The sequence below is a fragment of the Bacillus sp. EKM501B genome (assembly GCF_011800505.1).
Classification (GTDB): Bacteria; Bacillota; Bacilli; order Bacillales; family Bacillaceae_G; genus Bacillus_A; species Bacillus_A cereus.
This window is the reverse complement of the sequence record NZ_JAALFZ010000002.1, coordinates 279,108-298,775: the sequence shown is the minus strand read 5'-3', so window position 1 is coordinate 298,775 and position 19,668 is coordinate 279,108. Positions and strand designations below refer to the sequence as shown.

Below are 19,668 nucleotides of genomic sequence, written 5' to 3'. Positions count from 1 at the left end.
AGTTGTGGCTTATAAAAAATGTAACAATGAAAGGGAGACGACTGTGCATATTCCAACAACTACACTTCATAATGGCGTGAAAATGCCGATGATTGGTCTAGGCGTATATAAAGCGAAAGAAGGAGACGAAGTAAAGCAAGCAGTAAAAACAGCGTTAGAAGTTGGATACCGTTCGATTGATACAGCAACTGTATATGAAAATGAAAGCGGTGTCGGAGAGGCGATACGTGAATCAGGAATTCCAAGAGAAGATATATTTATAACAACAAAAGTATGGAACGACGATCAAGGATATGAGGAGACACTCGAGGCGTTTGAAAAGAGTTTGAAAAAATTACAAATGGACTATGTAGATTTATATTTAATACATTGGCCGGTAAGAGGGAAGTATGTTGATACGTACCGAGCTTTGGAGAAATTGTATGAAGAAGGTAAAGTGCGCGCGATTGGTGTTTCTAATTTTCATAAACATCATTTAGAACTATTATTACCAAATTGCAAAGTGAAGCCGATGGTAAACCAAGTGGAACTTCATCCGATGTTGACGCAATTTGAGTTGCGCAATTATTGTCAAGATGAGCAAATTCAAATGGAAGCATGGAGTCCGTTAATGAGGGGCGGAGAAGTATTCCAGCATCCAATCATTCAGGCTATTGCTAACAAATATGAAAAAACACCTGCACAAGTTATATTAAGGTGGGATATTCAAAGCGGAATTGTTACAATTCCTAAATCTGTTACACCATCTCGTATTGAAGAAAACTTTACTATTTTTGATTTTGCACTAACTGAAGAAGAGATACGTCAAATTAACACGTTGAATCGTGATTTACATGTAGGAACGAATCCTGATAAATATGATACGTTATAAAAAAGACTGTCTCCTAATACTGGAGACAGTCTTCTGTTTATCGGTAATTCGATATTTTTAACGATGCAAAGCATATGTGTCATATTTAACAATCTTTTGAAGTTGTATATATTCTTCTTTCGTTAAAGGTAACTGTTGGCTAGCTCGTATATTTTCCTGTAATTGTTGAAGCGAGCTTGCACCGGGTATAACAGCTGCAACAGTCTTACTATGTAAGCAATATTGAATAGCTGTTCCTGTTAAAGAGCGTTCTCCAATCGTTTCTTTTACACTCGCTAGAGTTGTATGTAATTCATCGTAAGAATAAGAGAGATAATCCTTTTCCTTTACTCTTTCTATTTTTTTTGCATTGTTGTCAGTTAAAATTCCTTTTGCAAGTGGTCCGCGGGCAATGACGCTAATTTGGTGTTCATTCAGAAGGGGGAACCATTCTTCTGGACGACGATTTAAAAGGCTATATTCCATTAGTACACTAACGATGTTTGAGCGTTTTGCATACTCACGAACGACATTTGGGCGTATAGAAGAAATACCGTAATGGCGAATAATACCTTCCTTTTTCAATTCTTCAAAAGCTTCAATTGTTTCATCTATTGGATCTTCAGTCGTTCCGCCATGAAGTTGGTAAAGATCAATATAATCAGTTTGAAGTCTACGTAAACTTTCCTTTACTTCAGTTTTTATGTAAGCTTTAGAAGGATCCCAAGACCAGCCATTTTTTTCTTCTGTCCAACGATTTCCAACTTTCGTTGTAAGAACAATTTGGTCTCTTCTTCCCTTCAAGGCTTTTCCAACAAATTCTTCATTTAATCCGTAATCATATAAATCTGCTGTATCAAAAAAATTAATTCCTAAATCGATTGCTTCATCGATAATACGCATAGCTTCTGTTTCAGATGTACCGAGAGACATACAGCCAAGGCCTATTTCTGTAACAAACAAATCTGAGTTTCCTAATTGACGTTTTTTCATAGGTCAACCTCCTTACCTTTATTGTACGAGAGGGAAAAGAGGTTGACAAACGTTTACTTTTCGTTTCGCATTAACTGCCCGTAAAAGCATGATTAATGTTTCACTTTATTTGCTGTAATCCACTCTTGTACAGTTGTATACTCTTTGCTATATTGCTTTAGCTTATGGCGAATTTGCCATGCTTTTCCGACTAAAGTGACGCGATTTGGTAAAATATAAACTTTCATTTCTATCACGCTCCTTTCAATGTGGTAAAATGTATGAGGAAAGAATAGGAAATAGAACAGGGAGATGAAGTAGTATGAGTAATCTTGCAGAGAGAACAGTAAAAACTGAGCCGATTTTTGATGGTAGAGTTATAAAAGTTCGTGTTGATGATGTAGTATTACCAAATGGAGCAATGAGTAAACGTGAAATTGTAAATCACCCTGGTGCAGTTGCTATTATTGCTATTACTGATGAGGGGAAAATTGTGCTTGTTGAGCAGTATCGTAAAGCGCTTGAAAAGGCGATTATAGAAATTCCAGCTGGTAAGTTAGAACCTGGTGAAAAACCTGAGGTAACAGCAGTTCGTGAATTAGAAGAGGAAACAGGATATGTATGTGAAAATATGGAGCTCATTACTTCTTTTTATACATCTCCAGGATTCGCAGATGAAATTTTATATGTATATAAAGCGACAGGTTTGACAAAAAAAGAAAATAAAGCTGAGTTAGATGAAGATGAGTTTGTGGAATTAATGGAAGTATCGTTAGAAGAAGCGATTACTCTTATGAAAGATCTTCGTATTCATGATGCGAAGACGATGTTTGCAGTACAATATTTACAACTACAAAAATAAACACTCGCCAAAGGCGAGTGTTTTTTAATTGATTTTTGCATATACACGTGCATCACGTAAGCTACCATCTGGTGCTAGGAAATCATTTTCCATTGTACCTTCTAGAATGAATTCTAGACGTTCTGCTAAGCTACATGCATTTATATTTGTTGCATCAGTACGAATTTCAATTCTTCTAGCGCCTAGTTTATCAAAGGCGAACTGAATTGCACCTTTAACAGCTTCGGTCATATAGCCTTGTTTTGTATAGGCACTATGTAGCCAGAAGTGAAGTGAAAACTTTGGAATATCCCAGTTTTCAGGCTTTAGTGTAATTGCTCCGATGAATGTACCAGATACTTTATCGTATAAGTGAAAATCAAGTGTTTCACGAAGTAAAAACTGTCCGTGAGCTTCGCGAACAATTTCTTCAGCACTCTCTTCTGTTTCAGCGTTAATTGGTATCCACGGTACTAAGTCTTCTAGAGAAGCTTGGATTGCTTCATATACTTCTGCACCATCACCTGGAAATGGTTTACGAACTTGCAAGCGTTCAGTTTGAAATAATGTTGGAAAATCTAATAATAATGGTTTCAAGAGAAATCCCTCCTATTCTCTACTTTTTAGTTTAGCAAAGTAGAGCGGAATTTCAATGTTAATTCGTCATACTTTTTTCTTTCTTTCATACATTTTTAATAAGAGTGTGAACGGAGGGAAGAAAAATGTGGCGAAAAAATTGGCAAGACCGTGTAATGTCTCACATACAGGAAAACTCTTCATTATATATATTTAACGCCGTTTTATTATTGATGGGAGTAATATTCGGAGCTATTCTGGTGAATAGTTTACAAATCAATCAAAAACAAGATTTATCATTTTACTTACAACGTTTTTTTGGACAAGTCTCTAAAGGAGAATTTGCCATTGCGGGCGAAATGTTTCGAGAAAGTTACTTTTCGCAATTAAAATACATCGGATTTATTTGGATTTTAGGGATTTCAATTATTGGATTACCACTTATTTTTATTTTATTATTTGTAAAAGGAGTTGTCGTTGGATTTACAGTTGGTTTTTTAGTAAGTCAGCATGGATGGAATGGACTATTATTAGCATTTGTATCTGTTTTGCCACAAAATTTAATTATCATTCCAGTCTTTCTCGTTATGACAACTATTGCTGCAAGTTTTTCTTTACGGATGATTAGGCATCAATTTATTAGAAAAATAACCGAGCCACTATTACCATTATTAATCCGTTATACATGCTTCTTTCTCGTAATTGGAGTGGTGTTAGCACTTGCTTCTAGTGTGGAGGCTTACGCATCACCAGTTTTAATGAAAGAAGTCGTTGAGGCTATTAATAAAAAATAAATACTTTTTGAGAATAATTATCAATTTGTTTTTATTGTTTTTTTCTTTTGACAGAAGCCCTTCTTCTGATATAATGGTGTAAGAGTGGCGAGGAGGGAGTAGTACCGAATGGAAGAAAGAATTGAACGAATTAAGAAGCAATTACATGCAGCGAGCTACAAATTAACACCGCAACGTGAAGCAACAGTTCGTGTGCTGCTAGAAAATGAAGAAGATCATTTAAGCGCAGAAGATGTTTACCTCCTTGTAAAAGAAAAGTCGCCAGAGATCGGATTAGCAACCGTCTATCGAACTTTAGAACTATTATCTGAGTTAAAAGTTGTCGATAAGATTAACTTCGGAGACGGTGTTTCACGCTATGACTTACGCCAAGAAGGTGCGCAGCGTTTCCACCATCATTTGATTTGTACACAATGTGGTGCTGTACAAGAAATACAAGAAGATTTACTTGGTGAAGTGGAAAGGAAAGTAGAACGAGACTGGAGCTTTAAGGTGAAAGATCATCGTTTAACATTCCATGGGATTTGTAAAAATTGTCAAGAAAATGAAACGGATGAAAAATAACCTTTTCCTATTTATCTAGGAAGAGGTTTTTTATTTGAATAAGGTATAAATTGGTGAAAGCTTGGCATATGTTGTAATAACTTATATTTTGGAGGAATTTACAATGCGCCGAGCTTTAAAATTAACTTTTGATGGAATAAAAGTATTTTTATTATTTACAAGTTGTACGATTTTGTTTTATTTCGCTATACTATGGATAAATGAAGAATATGAAAGCTATCATCGTTATGAAAAACCTAAAGAAGAGACTGTAGAAAAAGTATCAGGGAATGAAGAACCGGCAAAGGATGCTTTCGTAAATAGAATGATGTTTTTCTATGAAAATGGGGAGTAGTGTAGAGTGGAAGATCAATTAAAAGATTTTATTCATTATATGGTTGTCGAAAAAGGATTAGCAAAGAATACAGTAGTATCTTATGAACGGGATTTAAAAAGCTACGTAAAGTATTTGCAAAATGTGGAACAGACGAAAACTTTTCATGAAGTGACCCGTTTACATATTGTTAATTTTTTGCAGTATTTAAAAGAGAACGGAAAATCTTCGAAAACATTAGCGCGTCATATCGCATCAATTCGTTCGTTCCACCAATTTTTACTTCGTGAACGAGCGGTAGAACACGATCCATCCGTACATATTGAAACGCCACAAGGGGAACGGAAATTACCAAAAGTATTATCAGTTGATGAAGTAGAGGCGTTACTTCAAACACCAAAAATGACAAGTGCTTTTGGGATTCGTGATAAGGCGATGCTAGAGTTACTGTATGCGACAGGACTTCGTGTTTCAGAATTGATTGCACTCAATTTAGAAGATGTACATTTAACGATGGGATTTGTTCGTTGCATAGGGAAAGGGAATAAAGAAAGAATTATTCCACTAGGAAGTTTAGCAACGGAAGCGATTCAAAAGTATATTGAAAAAGGAAGAAGAGAATTAATGGGGAAAAAAGTAGTAGATGCACTCTTTTTAAACCATCATGGTAATCGTTTATCAAGACAAGGATTTTGGAAAATATTAAAACGATTAGCGAAAGAAGCAAATATTGAAAAAGAGCTTACACCTCATACGTTGCGTCACTCGTTTGCTACGCACTTATTAGAAAATGGAGCAGATTTACGTGCTGTACAAGAAATGCTTGGACATGCAGATATTTCAACGACTCAAATCTATACGCACGTTTCAAAAACTAGATTAAAAGATGTATATAAACAGTTTCATCCGAGAGCATAGTTACTATGCTCTTTTTTCATAGATTAAGAGGGGAAGACCGCTTCACAGAAACTTCACAAACATTTCGTATATTGTTTTCAGCAGAAGACTGGAATATTACAATGTATTTCCTCTATACTAAATAAAGTATAAAGGAGGAAATGATGATGAAAAAACTGATTATAACTTTATTTATCGCGATGCTAGCGTTGGCTGGCTGTAATACAAACAAAGAAGAACCGAAAAAAGAACAGAAACTTGAAGCTGTAAAAGTAGCAGTACAAACAAATCCGAAAGAAATTAAACCAGGTGAAAAAACAGAAGTACAAGCACTTGTTACACAAGGGAAAGAAAAAGTAACGGATGCCGATGATGTAAAGTTTGAAATTTGGAAAGATGGCGACGAAAAACACGAGATGTTAGATGGTAAGCATAAAGGAAAAGGTGTTTATGCAGTAGAGAAAACATTCGAAACGGATGGAGTATACCATATTATCGCTCACACAAATGCACGTGAAATGCACGTTATGCCAGAAGTAAAAGTTGCTGTAGGAAATGCGAAAGTAGAAGATGCAAAAAAAGAAAATAGTGATCACAGTGCAGGACATGGAGATCATAAAAGTGACACAATGATCCATCTTATGGCTGGAGACATAAAGGCAAATGCTGAATCTACAATGAAAGTTCATTTAAAGCAAAAAGAAGAAGCATTAACTGGTGCTGAAGTACAACTAGAGATTTGGAAAGATGGTGTTGAAAAACACGAATTTATTCCAGCGAAAGAAGGAAATAAAGGAGAGTATGAAACGAAACATACTTTCAAAGAGAACGGTGCTTACAAAGTGAAAGTACATGTAAGAAAAGGCGAATTGCATGAACATAAAGAAGAAACAATAGAAGTAAAATAAAAAGTAGCTCTTTAGAGCTACTTTTTATTTTTAATATGAAGAAATAAATCATAAAAAAATTAGCACTTCGTTGCAGAATGGATTACAATAGAAGTGTGAAGAAAATGAGAAATTCTACGAAAATGTATTAAAAAGAAAGCGTAAACATGTTATGATATCAGTATCAGATGTCTGACATCTGACTTAGAAAAAACTAGAAATGTTTTTGAATCGTTTCAAGTAAACGAAATAGGTTAGAAAATGATTTAAAGAAGTACTGTTTGACAATGAGAATTCTTTTTGATAACAGTTTCACTTTATAGCGTTTTGAACATACTACAAGAAGTAGAACTGAACTTATAGGAGGGCGCAGTTATGAATAAATATAAACGTATATTCCTAGTCGTAATGGACTCTGTGGGAATCGGTGAAGCACCAGATGCTGAGCAATTTGGTGATTTAGGATCTGACACAATTGGTCACATTGCTGAACATATGAATGGGTTACAAATGCCTAACATGGTGAAATTAGGTCTTGGTAACATTCGAGAAATGAAAGGTATCTCTAAAGTAGAGAAACCACTTGGATATTACACAAAAATGCAAGAGAAATCTACTGGTAAAGATACAATGACAGGTCACTGGGAAATCATGGGCCTTTACATTGATACACCATTCCAAGTGTTCCCGGAAGGATTCCCGAAAGAATTACTTGATGAATTAGAAGAAAAAACAGGCCGTAAAATTATCGGTAATAAGCCAGCTTCTGGAACTGAGATTCTTGATGAACTTGGTCAAGAGCAAATGGAAACAGGCTCTTTAATCGTTTATACTTCTGCTGATAGCGTATTGCAAATTGCAGCACACGAAGAAGTAGTGCCACTTGATGAGTTATATAAAATCTGTAAAATTGCACGTGAATTAACATTAGATGAGAAATACATGGTAGGTCGTGTTATTGCTCGTCCATTCGTTGGTGAACCTGGAAACTTTACACGTACACCAAACCGTCATGACTATGCATTAAAACCATTCGGCCGTACAGTAATGAATGAATTAAAAGATAGTGACTACGATGTAATTGCTATCGGTAAAATCTCTGATATTTATGATGGTGAAGGGGTAACTGAATCACTTCGTACGAAGTCTAACATGGATGGAATGGATAAGCTTGTAGATACATTAAATATGGACTTTACAGGTCTTAGCTTCTTAAACTTAGTTGACTTTGATGCATTATTCGGCCATCGCCGTGATCCACAAGGATACGGAGAAGCTCTGCAAGAATATGATGCACGTCTTCCAGAAGTATTCGCAAAACTAAAAGAAGATGATCTATTATTAATTACAGCAGACCACGGTAATGATCCAATTCACCCTGGTACTGACCATACACGTGAATATGTACCATTATTGGCATATAGCCCAAGCATGAAAGAAGGCGGACAAGAATTACCACTTCGTCAAACATTTGCTGATATTGGTGCAACAGTAGCAGAAAACTTCGGTGTGAAAATGCCAGAATACGGAACAAGCTTCTTAAACGAGCTAAAGAAATAGGGGGATAAACAAATGAATCGTGAACTTATTACAAAATCAGCTTCATACTTAAAAGAGAAATTTCAAGAGACACCACAAGTAGGACTAATCCTTGGATCAGGACTAGGTGTATTAGCAGACGAAATTGAGAACGCAGTAACAGTACCTTACAGTGAAATCCCTGAATTCCCAGTATCAACTGTAGAAGGCCATGCAGGTCAACTAGTATTTGGTACACTTCAAGGTGTAACAGTAGTAGCAATGCAAGGACGTTTCCACTTCTATGAAGGATACGACATGCAAAAAGTAACATTCCCAGTTCGTGTTATGAAAGAACTAGGTGTAGAAACAGTAGTTGTAACAAACGCAGCTGGTGGTGTAAATACATCATTTGAGCCAGGCGATCTTATGTTAATTTCAGACCACATTAACTTCATGGGTACGAATCCATTAATCGGACCGAATGATTCTGAAATGGGCGTACGTTTCCCTGATATGTCTACATCATATACAGTAGAACTTCGCGAAATGGCGAAACAAGTTGCAGCAGACTTAAATATTAAAGTACAAGAAGGTGTATACGTAGGAATGACAGGTCCTGTATATGAAACACCTGCTGAAATTCGTATGCTTCGTACACTTGGCGGAGATGCAGTTGGTATGTCAACAGTACCTGAAGTAATTGTAGCGCGTCATGCTGGTATGAAAGTGTTAGGTATTTCTTGTATTTCAAATATGGCAGCTGGTATTTTAGATCAACCACTTCACCACGATGAAGTAATTGAAACGACAGAACGTGTTAAAGCTAACTTCTTAGCATTAGTAAAAGCAATCGTAAAACAAATGAAGGGGTGACTTCACAATGAGAATGGTGGACCTAATTGCAAAAAAACGTGACGGACATGCATTAACGACAGAAGAAATTAACTTTATTGTTGAAGGATATACGAATGGTGATATTCCTGATTATCAAGTAAGTTCACTTGCAATGGCAATTTTCTTCCAAGATATGAACGATCAAGAGCGTGCCGATTTAACGATGGCAATGGTAAATAGCGGTGATACAATCGACTTATCAGCTATTGAAGGTGTAAAAGTAGATAAGCATTCAACAGGTGGTGTTGGTGATACAACGACACTTGTATTAGGTCCATTAGTAGCCGCTTTAGATGTACCAGTAGCGAAAATGTCTGGACGCGGTTTAGGACATACTGGTGGTACAATTGATAAATTAGAAGCAGTTCCAGGATTCCATGTGGAAATTGAAAACGATGAATTCATGCGTCTTGTAAATGAAAACAAAATCGCTGTTATCGGTCAAAGTGGTAACTTAACACCTGCTGATAAAAAGCTATATGCACTTCGTGATGTGACAGCAACAGTAAACTCAATTCCGCTTATTGCAAGTTCGATTATGAGTAAAAAAATTGCTGCTGGTGCAGATGCAATTGTTCTTGATGTAAAAACTGGAGCAGGTGCATTTATGAAAACGGATGAAGATGCAAAACGTTTAGCAGAAGCAATGGTACGCATCGGTAATAACGTTGGTCGTAACACGATGGCAGTTATTTCTGATATGAGTCAACCACTCGGTGAAGCTATCGGTAACGCATTAGAAGTTCAAGAAGCAATTGATACATTACAAGGTAAAGGGCCGAAAGATTTAGAAGAGCTATGTTTAACACTTGGAAGTCAAATGGTGTACCTTGCTGGACAAGCTTCATCTTTAGAAGATGCACGTGAAAAGCTAATTGAAGTAATGAACAACGGAAAAGCGCTAGAATCATTTAAAACGTTCTTATCAGCGCAAGGCGGCGACGCATCTGTTGTTGATGACCCTTCTAAATTGCCACAAGCACAATTTAAAATTGAAGTGGAAGCGAAAGAAGACGGATATGTATCAGAAATCGTTGCAGACGAAATTGGAACAGCAGCAATGCTTTTAGGAGCAGGACGTGCAACGAAAGAGTCTGAAATTGATTTAGCAGTTGGTCTAATGCTGCGCAAAAAAGTAGGCGATAGCGTGAAGCAAGGTGAATCTCTCGTTACAATTTACGCAAACCGCGAAAATGTTGAAGATGTAAAAGCGAAAATTTATGAGAACATGAAGATCTCTAAAGAACACGTAGATGCACCAACTTTAGTACACGGTATCGTAACGAAGTAATAAAAAAAAGCTGAGGAGATTTCTCCTTGGCTTTTTTTACTATTTTTTGTTTATAATAATAATGGGTGAAATTATGATTAGAATTTGTGCAGTAACAAAAACAGATGAAGTATTATATGATGTTTCTCTAGAAGAAACAAAGAAAGACCATATTGTATGGTATTGGCTAGATTTATATAAGCCAACGAAAGAAGAGTATACATATATTCTGCAAGACCATTTTAAGTTCCATCCCCTTGCAATTGAAGACTGTATAGAATATGTACAGAGGCCAAAAGTTGATTTTTATGATGGATATAACTTTTTAGTACTTCATGCATTTGGGGAAGATGGACTAGAACCGCACGAAATCGATTTATTTATTAGTGATCGTTATATTGTTTCTTTCCACTTTTCTCATAACAATGCAATCGAAAGAGTATGGAAAACACTTGGAGAAAAGAAGCGTATTAAAAATAGTCCTTTACACGTAGCTCATACAATTATCGACCAAATTGTAGATGACTATTTTGCGCCTGTATATTACATTGAGGATCATTTAAATGCAATTGATGATAATTTAACGGGGGAGACAGCAGGAAGTGTATTAGAAGAGGTATTTGATATACGTACAGATTTATCAAAGCTAAGGCGTACAATTATTCCGATGCGTGATTTATTATATCGTATTTTAAATTCGACTCGTTTTTACGGTATAAGCGATCATGAAATTTACTTTAAAGATATACATGATCATTTGCTTAAACTAACAGAAATGATTGAGGCAAGCCGAGAGTTAACAGCAGATATTCGGGATAGTTATTTTTCATTAAACTCACATCATATGAATAACATTATGAAAACATTAACTGTATTCTCGACTATTTTCATGCCATTAACATTTATTGCGGGAGTATATGGAATGAACTTTACGCATATGCCAGAGCTTGGTGGACAATATAGTTATTTTATTTGTCTACTTATTATGGCACTAATTGGCGGCGGAATGATGGCCTGGTTTTATAAAAAAGGATGGTTTAAGTAAAAAAACACCGAGGATTTCCTCGGTGTTTTTTTTAACCAATAGCATGTAATACAAACATAGCTAAGAATAAGCATGTAATGATATACATAGATGGTGCGACTTCTTTACGCTTTCCAAGAGCAACTTTTAAGATAGGGTAAGCAATAAATCCGAACGCAATGCCATCAGCGATACTATATGTGAGCGGGATCATAACGATAATTAAGAATGCTGGAAATCCTTCTGAAAAGTCATTCAGAGGAATTTGTTGAATGCTTGTAATCATCAGACCGCCAATAATAATTAAGATTGGTGCAATGGCACTATCAGGAATTAATTTGACAAATGGAAGAGCAAACAGTGATGCAAAGAATAGCAACCCAGTAACGATAGACGTCAGACCTGTCTTACCACCTGCAGTAATACCTGCGGCACTTTCTACTGTTGAAACGGTAGGACTTGTGCCAAATAGACCACATGTCATTGCTGAAATTGCATTGGCTTGGTAAGCACGTGGGAATTTACGATCATCTTCTAATAAACCGTGCAGAAGTCCCATGTTCTCAAAGATAAGCACCATGCTTAAAGAGAATGTTGCAATCCAAAATGGTAAGGAAGAAAGTTTCCCAAATGACATAGCTCCAAACACATCACCGTAATTAGCGAATGAGAATGAACTACTTCCCACTTGACTCGTATCCACAAGACCAAATAGCCAGGCGATACCAGTTCCTATTGCAATCGTCCATAAAAAGTTTCCACGTACGTTACGAATAAATAATACAAGTGCAATGATAAGAGTAAGTAATGTCGCAAGAACGACAGGATTACTTAATTTCCCCATTGCCACAGCAGTATTTGGGTTCGAAACGACTAAACCACCTTTTTGCAATCCGATAAACGCTAAAAATAATCCGATGCCGACAGTAATCGCTTCCTTTAATGACTTTGGAATTGATACTGATAGCACGCGAGCGATTGGTGTAAAAGCGGCAATTGCAAAAATAATACCAGAGATAAAGACAGCAGCCAATGCTTCTTGCCAAGTTAGTCCAAGCGTATGCACAGCTGTGTACGTGAAGAATGCATTTACACCCATACCCGGGACAAGAATAGCAGGTGCATTTGCCCAAAATGCCATGAGTAGACATCCGACAAATGAACTAAAAACAGTTGCTAAAATTCCAGCTTCAAGAGGAATGCCAGCATCTGATAAGATTGACGCATTTACAATCATAATATATACGATTGTGAAAAATGACGTAACTCCAGCTAATACTTCTTGTTTTGGTGATGTTTCGTGTAAACCTAATTTAAATGTTCTTTCAAGTATTCCTTTCATGTTAAACCTTCTTTTTCATATCCCTCTCCCACCCGTGATATCTCTTATGTAAGAGCTCACCGTTCTTTATTATATCAGAACATCATGTTTTTACAACAAGTAAAATGATAACGTTTACTTGTAAAGAGAATTCGTTATAAATACGTAAAAATAGCCCGTATGGATGAAATGATTTCTAATTCACCCGATTGAATGGGAGGGGCTGCTTGCGCATGTAAAGTAGCATAAGACGTAACCTCCCGTGGTAATTGGGCAGATTCTTCAACGAATGAGAGGGGAACAGGATTAATATTTAAATTATATGTACTCGCAATAGCACGAGCTTTTTCTACTGCTTGGTGCAGAGCTTGAATGAGAGCTTGCTCATAATATTTATTTGGATGAGATACTCGGAAACGTAAACCTTTTGCTACATTTGCGCCATTTGAAACGGCTATATCATATACTTCCCCAGCTTTTTGTACATTTAAAACGGTAATTTCATACAAATGCTCCACGCGGTATCCTTGTAGCAATGCTTTATCATTTACATATTCGTATTGAGGAGTAATTGTATAAGAAATCGTTTCTATATCTTTATCGGCAATACCAAGCTGTTTAAGTGCATCCAGCAATTGTTTAGATTGCACTGCATTTTCTTCTTGAGCCTGTTTTACATTTTTATCATCTGTTCGAATGCCAAGCGTTAATATAACAACATTCGGTTTTGCTTTGACAACGCCTTCGCCTTGTACAGTAATAGTAGCTTCTTTACCAGTATTAGCTGTGCGTACGTTGTGTAAATAAGGATTCATTCCACCCTGCATTTTCCATCACCATCCTTTTTATATGTATATGTGTGAACAAAAAAGAAATTTATATGAAAAAAGTTACATAAATGAGAATGTTGAGGAAAGAAAGCATGTACAACATAGGTATTTATAGATTATAATATGTGTAAATATGATAAAAAAGGGACGAGGCTATTGAACGAAAAAAGAGAAACACTGATTTTAGATTTATCTGCATCATTTCGAAAAATGATACGTTTATTACAAAATGATATTAATACACGTTTTGCAGAACATATGCCATATAATGAATTTTCTGTATTACGTGCGTTATTTTTAAAGAGTCCACAGATGGCTTCGCAAATTGCGAGTGAAGTAAACGTAACCTCCAGTCATATTACAGCTGTTACAGATCGTCTCGTACGAAAAGGATTAGTAGAAAGAAAACGTTCTAATTCAGATCGTCGAATCGTGTATTTAGAAATTACAGAGCACGGAAGAGAAGTAACTGAAAAACTTGAAGCTGTGCGTAAAGAATATTATAAAGAGAGATTTAAAGGTTGGAGCGACCAAGAAATAGAAATGGTCTTAGAACTATTTGGCCGCGTATTATAATAAATGAGGATAGGAAGCGAAAGCATTCCTATCCTTTTTCTTTTGAATAAAAATATTTTGAAACTCCGATACTTTAATTAAAAGATCGGAGGAAAGATTATGAAATATATTGCTGCACTTACCATTTTATTTGGTGGTTTTTTCTATTTTCAAACATTTACGTACGCAGATACGCCTATCCAAGTGGTACGAAAAGAAGTGAAGTACATTGAAACCGATAATACAGTCTTATATTCGAAATTATGGGTTCGTTCTATGCAAAACGCAGTATTATTCCACCATAGCGATAATATTCGTAATCAGGACACATTACGTAATGTAACAAGTTCATCGCTTGTTAAAGCGAAACAACTATCTTTTCAGAAAGCAGCACTCTATATACCGAGACTATCGCAATACGTATCAAAAATAGGAAAAGAAAATATTCAAGTGTACTACATTGCGATTCACTATAATGTGAAAAAAGAAAATGCATATCAATTAGATGGCATGAACTATTTTCTACAAGTATTTGTGAAAGAGCGTGGGGAATGGAAAATTGCTGAAAGTGTAGTTGCACCGACAGAGCAAATTGTGCAAAATGGTGATGGATTTGGGATGAAAGAAGAGATGGTGTATGGGGATAGGAGAGAGAATGTGAAATAACCTCCTTTAAAAGGAGGTTATTTCACACGCCAAGAAAATTTGAATTTTAATAAGCGAGATAATAGTAGGTAGACTATCGTACTGGTCCCTATAAAACCAATATAATAATTTACGATAGAATGACTTCCGCCCGCTGCCATTCCTCCAAACATTCCAATAAAGGTTACACAACATATCATACATAGTGTTTTAAGCTTCGGATATAATAGAAAGTTTCCGTTTTGTTCATTAGGTGATCTTGTATATAAGTACATTCCTAAAGGTAATAGAATAAGTATATTTACGATTGGACCGATAAGTTTTGTTGCTGAAGGAATATACGTAAAATTAGGTTCATCATGACGTACGCCTTGTTGATCAGTATAAGCACGTTGAGGATCGTAATTAAAATTAATATTGAATCCGCGAACTGGCGCTAAAATACTCACTTTTTCTATTACTGAACCGTAACGATCTACATTTTCCTCCGTATAGACGGGATGATTGGAAATAAGTCCAACCGTATGAATAGAAATAGCCCCGGCAATTAGAGTCGGCAAAATAAAAGGGAATCCAAGTATAGCAACACTGAAAAATCCTTGTGAAATCATATTACCAGCAATTGTTCCTATGCATAATGCAAGTGTATATATAGCAATTAAGATAATAACCATGTATAAGAAGTAAGTATGAAATGGTGAAAATATTTGATACTTATTATGAAAGGTTGTCTTTTTCATAATAGCAAAAAGTCCCCAATTTAGTATAACGATAGCTACAATATTACACACACCAAAAAGCCATTTCGTTATGAAGAGATGTGTTCGTTTAAATGGCATAGACCATAAAATGTCACTTGATTGATTTTGACGTTCCCATCCAATAAGAATACAGGCTAATATAATAAGGAGTCCTCCTTGAACCATAATAGCATCGGGAAGTGAAAGCTGATAATTATATCGGTATATATATTTCCATTCATTATGTTCATGAAAATATTTTAATTGCTCGGCAGCTGCTAAATAGTATTTATATGATAGTACATAAAAACTTACTAACCAAAATAGCCAAACAATATATTTACTTTGTTTGTAGGTATGCACCCATAATGCTTTTTGAAACATAGGATCTCTCCTTTAAAAAACTTTATAGTTTGTAAGACGTGATAATATAAAATAAGTGACGATTCCAAATAAAAAGAATCCAACATAGTAACTAAATAATAAATCAAAACGTTTTAACATTTGCCCACCTATTAATGCAAAATAAAAGGTAGTACCCCACATCCAGAGTGAGTTGTATTTTGGAAAAAGGAAAATTTTCTTATTATGTTCATTAGGTGATCGTGCATAAAGAAACATACCAATTAGTAAGCTGGAAATAGTATAGAAGATAGGAACAAGTATTACTTTTGCAGAGTAGTAACTATGAAAAGTGGGTCCCCTTTGTATTACTTTTCCATGATCTTCATCTGATTGGACAGTAGGGTGGTAATTATAACTAATTGAAAAGTCTAATATAGCGCTTGAAATGTTGGTCTTTTTATTGAATTTATAAATGTTTTCGAAATTCGTATAACTTTTATTCCCCTGTATTGCCTCAGCGTGAGCTGTAAAGAAAAGGAGTAAGAGTGAAAAGATTCCCATTCCCATTATGCAAAAAGTAATGCTGAAGATGCTTTGTGAAATAATACTGCCAGTAAATGTACCTATACATAAAGAGACAGTATAGATAGCGATATATGTGAAAATTGCGTACAGGAAATATCGGTGAAATGGTTCGAAAGATTGATATTCAAAGTGAATCGTAGATTTATAAATAAAATACATAAGACCCCAATTGATTAGAAATGATAGTACAATGAAAAATCCACCGAAAACCCATTTCGATAAGAACATATCACGTCTTTTAAATGGAAATGTCATAAGTGAATCTCCATTTTGATTACTTCGCTCCCAGCCAATTAATATACAGGATAGGATAATTGTAATAATACCTAACCAAAAGCTATTAGAAGAATAAAAAGAATAATGATAGTAGAACTTTTCTTCACCTATTTTTTCTGGATGGAGAAAGAGAGACTGTTGAGTTTCTGCTTCTTGATAGTATTCGAAAGATAAAAAATAAAGTGAACTGAAGAGAAAAAGTAACGCAGCATATTTCCCACGCTTCCAATTCCACATCCACAACGCTTTATGAAACATACTCATCCTCCTCCAGTGTCGTAACGAAGACATCTTCAAGTGACATTGTTAATTCTTCAATAAGTATAGGTTGCTCTTTGTAAAACTTCTCCAGTGTTGTAGCCACATTTCCTTCGATTAAGATTGTATATACTTTTCCTGTTTGATTTAATATTTTAATATTGCTTAAGTTTTCTAGTTTTTGAGGTAATGAACGTTCATAAGCAACTTGTATTTTAGCAAATCGTGATTTTGCATCGTCTAGTGATGTAATAGACGAGATAGTATGGCCTTTTAATATAATAATTGTATCTGCAATTTGTTCTACTTCATCTAAATGGTGGGTGGAGATGAAAATGGTAATCTCTTTTTCTGCAACTTCTCCAACGAGAAACTGTAAAATTTTCCTTTTCACGATAGGATCAAGTCCATTTGTCGGTTCATCTAAAATGATATATTCTGCCTTTGTAGAAACGGCTAAAATGATGGCGAGCAGTGCTTTCATTCCTTTTGAATAACTACGAATTCGTTTATTTGGTAAGTTAAAACGTTCTAACAGTTCATAGAAATGTGTTTCATCAAATGCGGTATAAACTTCTTTATAAAACTTTACGATTTCTTTTATCGTATAGCCGTTCAGTATATTAGTAGAATCAGGAACATATACAATTTTTTGCTTTATTTCAGGAAACTGATGAATGTTTGTATCTTCATATGTAACAGTTCCCTCGTCTGGGTCTAAAATACCGACCATCGTTCGCAATAAAGTTGTTTTCCCCGCACCGTTTCTTCCGAGTAATCCGATGATACTCCCTCTTTGCAATGTGAAAGAAACATCGTCTAAAATTGTTTGATTATCAATTGTTTTCTTCAAGTTTGTCACTTTCAACATCCGTATTCCCTCCAATCTCTTTATAGTATGAATCTATCCAATCATGAATTTTATCTTTCGTAATACCAAGATAAGAGGCTTCTAATAGTAATTGATGAAATTGCTTTTCAACCATAGCGATTTTCCTTTCGTCTAATGTTGGGGTAATCGATTGGGATACAAATGTTCCTTTTCCTCGTAACGTTTCAATAATTCCTTGTCGCTCTAACTCTTGATACGCTTTACTCACTGTATTTGGATTTATAACGAGTAAAGAAGCGAGTTCGCGTACAGAAGGAAGTTTATCACTTGGAGCCAACATGTTTTTCAATACGAGTTCTTTTATATTTTGAACAATTTGTTCCCATATCGGAGTGTTGCTTCTTGGGTCAAGTTGAATATGCAAGAGCAATGTCTCCTTCCTCATATGTATTAAGTGTACTACTGTGTGTAATACACTTAATACAATATAGGGGACGAATGTATTTGTCAACTGAAAATGTTAGAAAAATTTGGTATTAAAAAAAGGTAAATTGGAAAAAATAGGTCTGATATAGAATGGAGGGTTAGTCATGAAGCGAGTTTTTGGAATACTTGTTTGTTTCATGTTATTGCTTTCTGGAACTTCAGTGAGTTTCGCACAATCTGAGAAAACGAAGCAGGAGAAAACAGAAGAAACAACACCGAAGTTAGCGGAACAAGCGTCGTCAGCAATCGTAATTGAGCAAGATACAGGTAAAGTTTTATTTGATAAAAACCCAAATGAAAAATTACCACCTGCTAGTATGACAAAGATTATGACAATGCTTTTAATTATGGAACAAGTTGAAAAAGGAAAACTAAAACTGACCGATAAAGTTAGAGCGAGCGAACATGCAGCTTCAATGGGTGGATCGCAAATCTTTTTAGAACCTGGGGAAGAGATGACTGTAAACGAGATGTTAAAGGGTATTGCAATTGCATCTGGAAATGACGCATCTGTTGCAGTAGCCGAGCATATCGCAGGTTCAGAAGAAGGATTTGTAAATATGATGAACAAAAAGGCGAAAGATCTAGGGCTGAAAAATACACATTTTCAAAACCCAACAGGTCTTCCGGCCAAAGACCATTATTCGACAGCAAATGATATGGCTATAATGGCGAGAGAATTGATGAAGTATCCACTTATTCGTAAATACACAGGTAAGTACGAAGATTATTTACGTGAAGATACGGATAAAAAGTTTTGGCTCGTTAATACGAATAAGCTAGTACGTTTTTATCCTGGCGTAGATGGAGTAAAAACAGGTTTTACGACAGAAGCGAAATATTGTTTAACAGCATCGGCTGAAAAAAATGGCATGCGTGTCATTTCAGTTGTCATGGGAGCACCAACATCAAAAGAACGGAACAACCAAGTGACGAAGCTTCTTGACTACGCATTTGGTCAATATATGACAAAGAAATTGTATACGCGCGGCGAAAAAATTAAGACAGTTCAAGTAGGGAAAGGGAAAAAAGAAAAAGTAGATTTAGTTGCATCAGATAATGTTTCTCTTCTTATGAAGAAGGGCGAGAATATGGACAAGGTAAAACAAGAAGTAATTGCTGAAAAGAAAGTAAAAGCACCGATTAAAAAAGGTGACGCGCTTGGTACACTTGTTATTAAAAAAGATAAAGATGTTTTATTAAAACAAACAATTGTAGCAAAAGAAGATGTTGCTGCAGCGAGCTGGTGGGAGTTATTTAAAAGAAGTTTTGGGATGTTTTCAACATCAAAATAGCGGCAAATATTTTGCCGCTTTTCTATTCGTATGTAAGTGAATAATGCTGAAAGGTTTCACTTTATGACGAAATAGTTCTTCTTTTGTCAGCAGGAAG

Annotated in this window: 23 protein-coding genes; 14 read left to right on the top strand and 9 right to left on the bottom strand. The window is 35.5% G+C overall.

Annotated features, from left to right (window positions below):
• The first annotated feature begins 43 nt into the window (after positions 1–43).
• A complete protein-coding gene (locus tag HFD78_RS06255) occupies positions 44–871 on the top strand; it encodes an aldo/keto reductase (protein WP_000547991.1) in 828 nt (275 codons plus the stop codon).
• A 57-nt stretch (positions 872–928) separates the two neighbouring features.
• Here the strand turns inward: HFD78_RS06255 and HFD78_RS06250 are convergent, their stop codons facing one another.
• Together HFD78_RS06250 and mciZ are read right to left on the bottom strand one after the other, a co-directional pair.
• Positions 929–1,843 carry an aldo/keto reductase gene (locus tag HFD78_RS06250; protein ID WP_098762789.1) on the bottom strand — a complete coding sequence of 305 codons (915 nt, stop codon included), beginning with the start codon at positions 1,841–1,843 and terminating at the stop codon, positions 929–931.
• Positions 1,844–1,935: 92 nt separating this feature from the next.
• On the bottom strand, positions 1,936–2,070 hold the full coding sequence (gene mciZ / locus HFD78_RS06245) for a Z-ring formation inhibitor MciZ (RefSeq protein ID WP_000870302.1): 135 nt from the start codon (positions 2,068–2,070) through the stop codon (positions 1,936–1,938).
• Positions 2,071–2,144: 74 nt separating this feature from the next.
• On the opposite strand from mciZ, the gene HFD78_RS06240 reads away from it, so the two are divergent.
• The gene (locus HFD78_RS06240) at positions 2,145–2,684 is read left to right on the top strand and encodes an NUDIX hydrolase (protein WP_000067041.1); all 540 of its coding nucleotides are present in this window, start codon (positions 2,145–2,147) and stop codon (positions 2,682–2,684) included.
• 24 nt (positions 2,685–2,708) lie between these two features.
• Here the strand turns inward: HFD78_RS06240 and HFD78_RS06235 are convergent, their stop codons facing one another.
• A complete protein-coding gene (locus tag HFD78_RS06235; protein WP_000803479.1) occupies positions 2,709–3,260 on the bottom strand; it encodes a GNAT family N-acetyltransferase in 552 nt (183 codons plus the stop codon).
• Between the two features lie 155 nt (positions 3,261–3,415).
• Between HFD78_RS06235 and spoIIM the strand changes: the two genes are divergently transcribed.
• The 9 genes from spoIIM (at position 3,416) to corA (ending at position 11,424) form a co-directional block, all read left to right on the top strand.
• Positions 3,416–4,033, top strand: coding sequence for a stage II sporulation protein M (gene spoIIM / locus HFD78_RS06230; protein WP_013142149.1), 618 nt, complete (start codon positions 3,416–3,418; stop codon positions 4,031–4,033).
• A 108-nt stretch (positions 4,034–4,141) separates the two neighbouring features.
• Positions 4,142–4,597 carry a ferric iron uptake transcriptional regulator gene (gene fur, locus HFD78_RS06225; protein ID WP_000392657.1) on the top strand — a complete coding sequence of 152 codons (456 nt, stop codon included), beginning with the start codon at positions 4,142–4,144 and terminating at the stop codon, positions 4,595–4,597.
• A 103-nt stretch (positions 4,598–4,700) separates the two neighbouring features.
• Positions 4,701–4,931, top strand: coding sequence for a YqzK family protein (locus HFD78_RS06220; protein ID WP_001250432.1), 231 nt, complete (start codon positions 4,701–4,703; stop codon positions 4,929–4,931).
• Between the two features lie 6 nt (positions 4,932–4,937).
• Complete coding sequence (gene xerD / locus HFD78_RS06215; RefSeq protein ID WP_000390088.1) at positions 4,938–5,828, top strand: site-specific tyrosine recombinase XerD; 891 nt, start codon at positions 4,938–4,940, stop codon at positions 5,826–5,828.
• A gap of 146 nt (positions 5,829–5,974) precedes the next feature.
• Entirely contained in the window at positions 5,975–6,715 is a 741-nt protein-coding gene (locus HFD78_RS06210; RefSeq protein WP_000733456.1) for a FixH family protein, read from the top strand.
• Positions 6,716–7,069: 354 nt separating this feature from the next.
• On the top strand, positions 7,070–8,254 hold the full coding sequence (deoB, locus tag HFD78_RS06205; protein ID WP_001046079.1) for a phosphopentomutase: 1,185 nt from the start codon (positions 7,070–7,072) through the stop codon (positions 8,252–8,254).
• A 12-nt stretch (positions 8,255–8,266) separates the two neighbouring features.
• The gene (locus HFD78_RS06200; RefSeq protein ID WP_001078446.1) at positions 8,267–9,088 is read left to right on the top strand and encodes a purine-nucleoside phosphorylase; all 822 of its coding nucleotides are present in this window, start codon (positions 8,267–8,269) and stop codon (positions 9,086–9,088) included.
• A gap of 7 nt (positions 9,089–9,095) precedes the next feature.
• Positions 9,096–10,400: a pyrimidine-nucleoside phosphorylase gene (locus tag HFD78_RS06195; RefSeq protein ID WP_001243069.1), complete on the top strand. Its 1,305-nt coding sequence runs from the start codon at positions 9,096–9,098 to the stop codon at positions 10,398–10,400.
• 61 nt (positions 10,401–10,461) lie between these two features.
• The gene (gene corA, locus HFD78_RS06190; protein ID WP_002005674.1) at positions 10,462–11,424 is read left to right on the top strand and encodes a magnesium/cobalt transporter CorA; all 963 of its coding nucleotides are present in this window, start codon (positions 10,462–10,464) and stop codon (positions 11,422–11,424) included.
• 31 nt (positions 11,425–11,455) lie between these two features.
• Here the strand turns inward: corA and HFD78_RS06185 are convergent, their stop codons facing one another.
• Together HFD78_RS06185 and HFD78_RS06180 are read right to left on the bottom strand one after the other, a co-directional pair.
• Positions 11,456–12,745, bottom strand: coding sequence for an NCS2 family permease (locus HFD78_RS06185; RefSeq protein WP_000676242.1), 1,290 nt, complete (start codon positions 12,743–12,745; stop codon positions 11,456–11,458).
• A gap of 134 nt (positions 12,746–12,879) precedes the next feature.
• Positions 12,880–13,551, bottom strand: coding sequence for an SIMPL domain-containing protein (locus HFD78_RS06180; RefSeq protein WP_001161448.1), 672 nt, complete (start codon positions 13,549–13,551; stop codon positions 12,880–12,882).
• A 159-nt stretch (positions 13,552–13,710) separates the two neighbouring features.
• Here HFD78_RS06180 and HFD78_RS06175 point away from each other — a divergent pair, with 159 nt between their 5' ends.
• Entirely contained in the window at positions 13,711–14,130 is a 420-nt protein-coding gene (locus HFD78_RS06175) for a MarR family winged helix-turn-helix transcriptional regulator (RefSeq protein WP_001003305.1), read from the top strand.
• Positions 14,131–14,229: 99 nt separating this feature from the next.
• A complete protein-coding gene (locus tag HFD78_RS06170) occupies positions 14,230–14,775 on the top strand; it encodes a hypothetical protein (RefSeq protein ID WP_000873785.1) in 546 nt (181 codons plus the stop codon).
• A 17-nt stretch (positions 14,776–14,792) separates the two neighbouring features.
• On the opposite strand, the gene HFD78_RS06165 is transcribed toward HFD78_RS06170, so the two are convergent.
• From HFD78_RS06165 to HFD78_RS06150, 4 genes are read right to left on the bottom strand one after another with little or no spacing between them, the layout of a single operon-like run.
• Positions 14,793–15,878 (bottom strand): ABC-2 transporter permease, encoded by a 1,086-nt coding sequence (locus HFD78_RS06165; RefSeq protein ID WP_000486561.1) that lies wholly within the window; start codon positions 15,876–15,878, stop codon positions 14,793–14,795.
• 12 nt (positions 15,879–15,890) lie between these two features.
• Positions 15,891–16,958, bottom strand: coding sequence for an ABC transporter permease (locus HFD78_RS06160; RefSeq protein ID WP_000468528.1), 1,068 nt, complete (start codon positions 16,956–16,958; stop codon positions 15,891–15,893).
• Positions 16,948–17,829, bottom strand: a complete 882-nt coding sequence (locus HFD78_RS06155) for an ABC transporter ATP-binding protein (protein WP_000922108.1) — start codon at positions 17,827–17,829, stop codon at positions 16,948–16,950. The genes HFD78_RS06160 and HFD78_RS06155 overlap by 11 nt, the downstream gene beginning before the upstream one ends.
• Entirely contained in the window at positions 17,795–18,214 is a 420-nt protein-coding gene (locus HFD78_RS06150; protein WP_000548027.1) for a GntR family transcriptional regulator, read from the bottom strand. The genes HFD78_RS06155 and HFD78_RS06150 overlap by 35 nt, the downstream gene beginning before the upstream one ends.
• Positions 18,215–18,380: 166 nt before the next feature.
• On the opposite strand from HFD78_RS06150, the gene dacF reads away from it, so the two are divergent.
• Entirely contained in the window at positions 18,381–19,571 is a 1,191-nt protein-coding gene (dacF, locus tag HFD78_RS06145; protein ID WP_000831998.1) for a serine-type D-Ala-D-Ala carboxypeptidase DacF, read from the top strand.
• Positions 19,572–19,668: the final 97 nt, after the last annotated feature.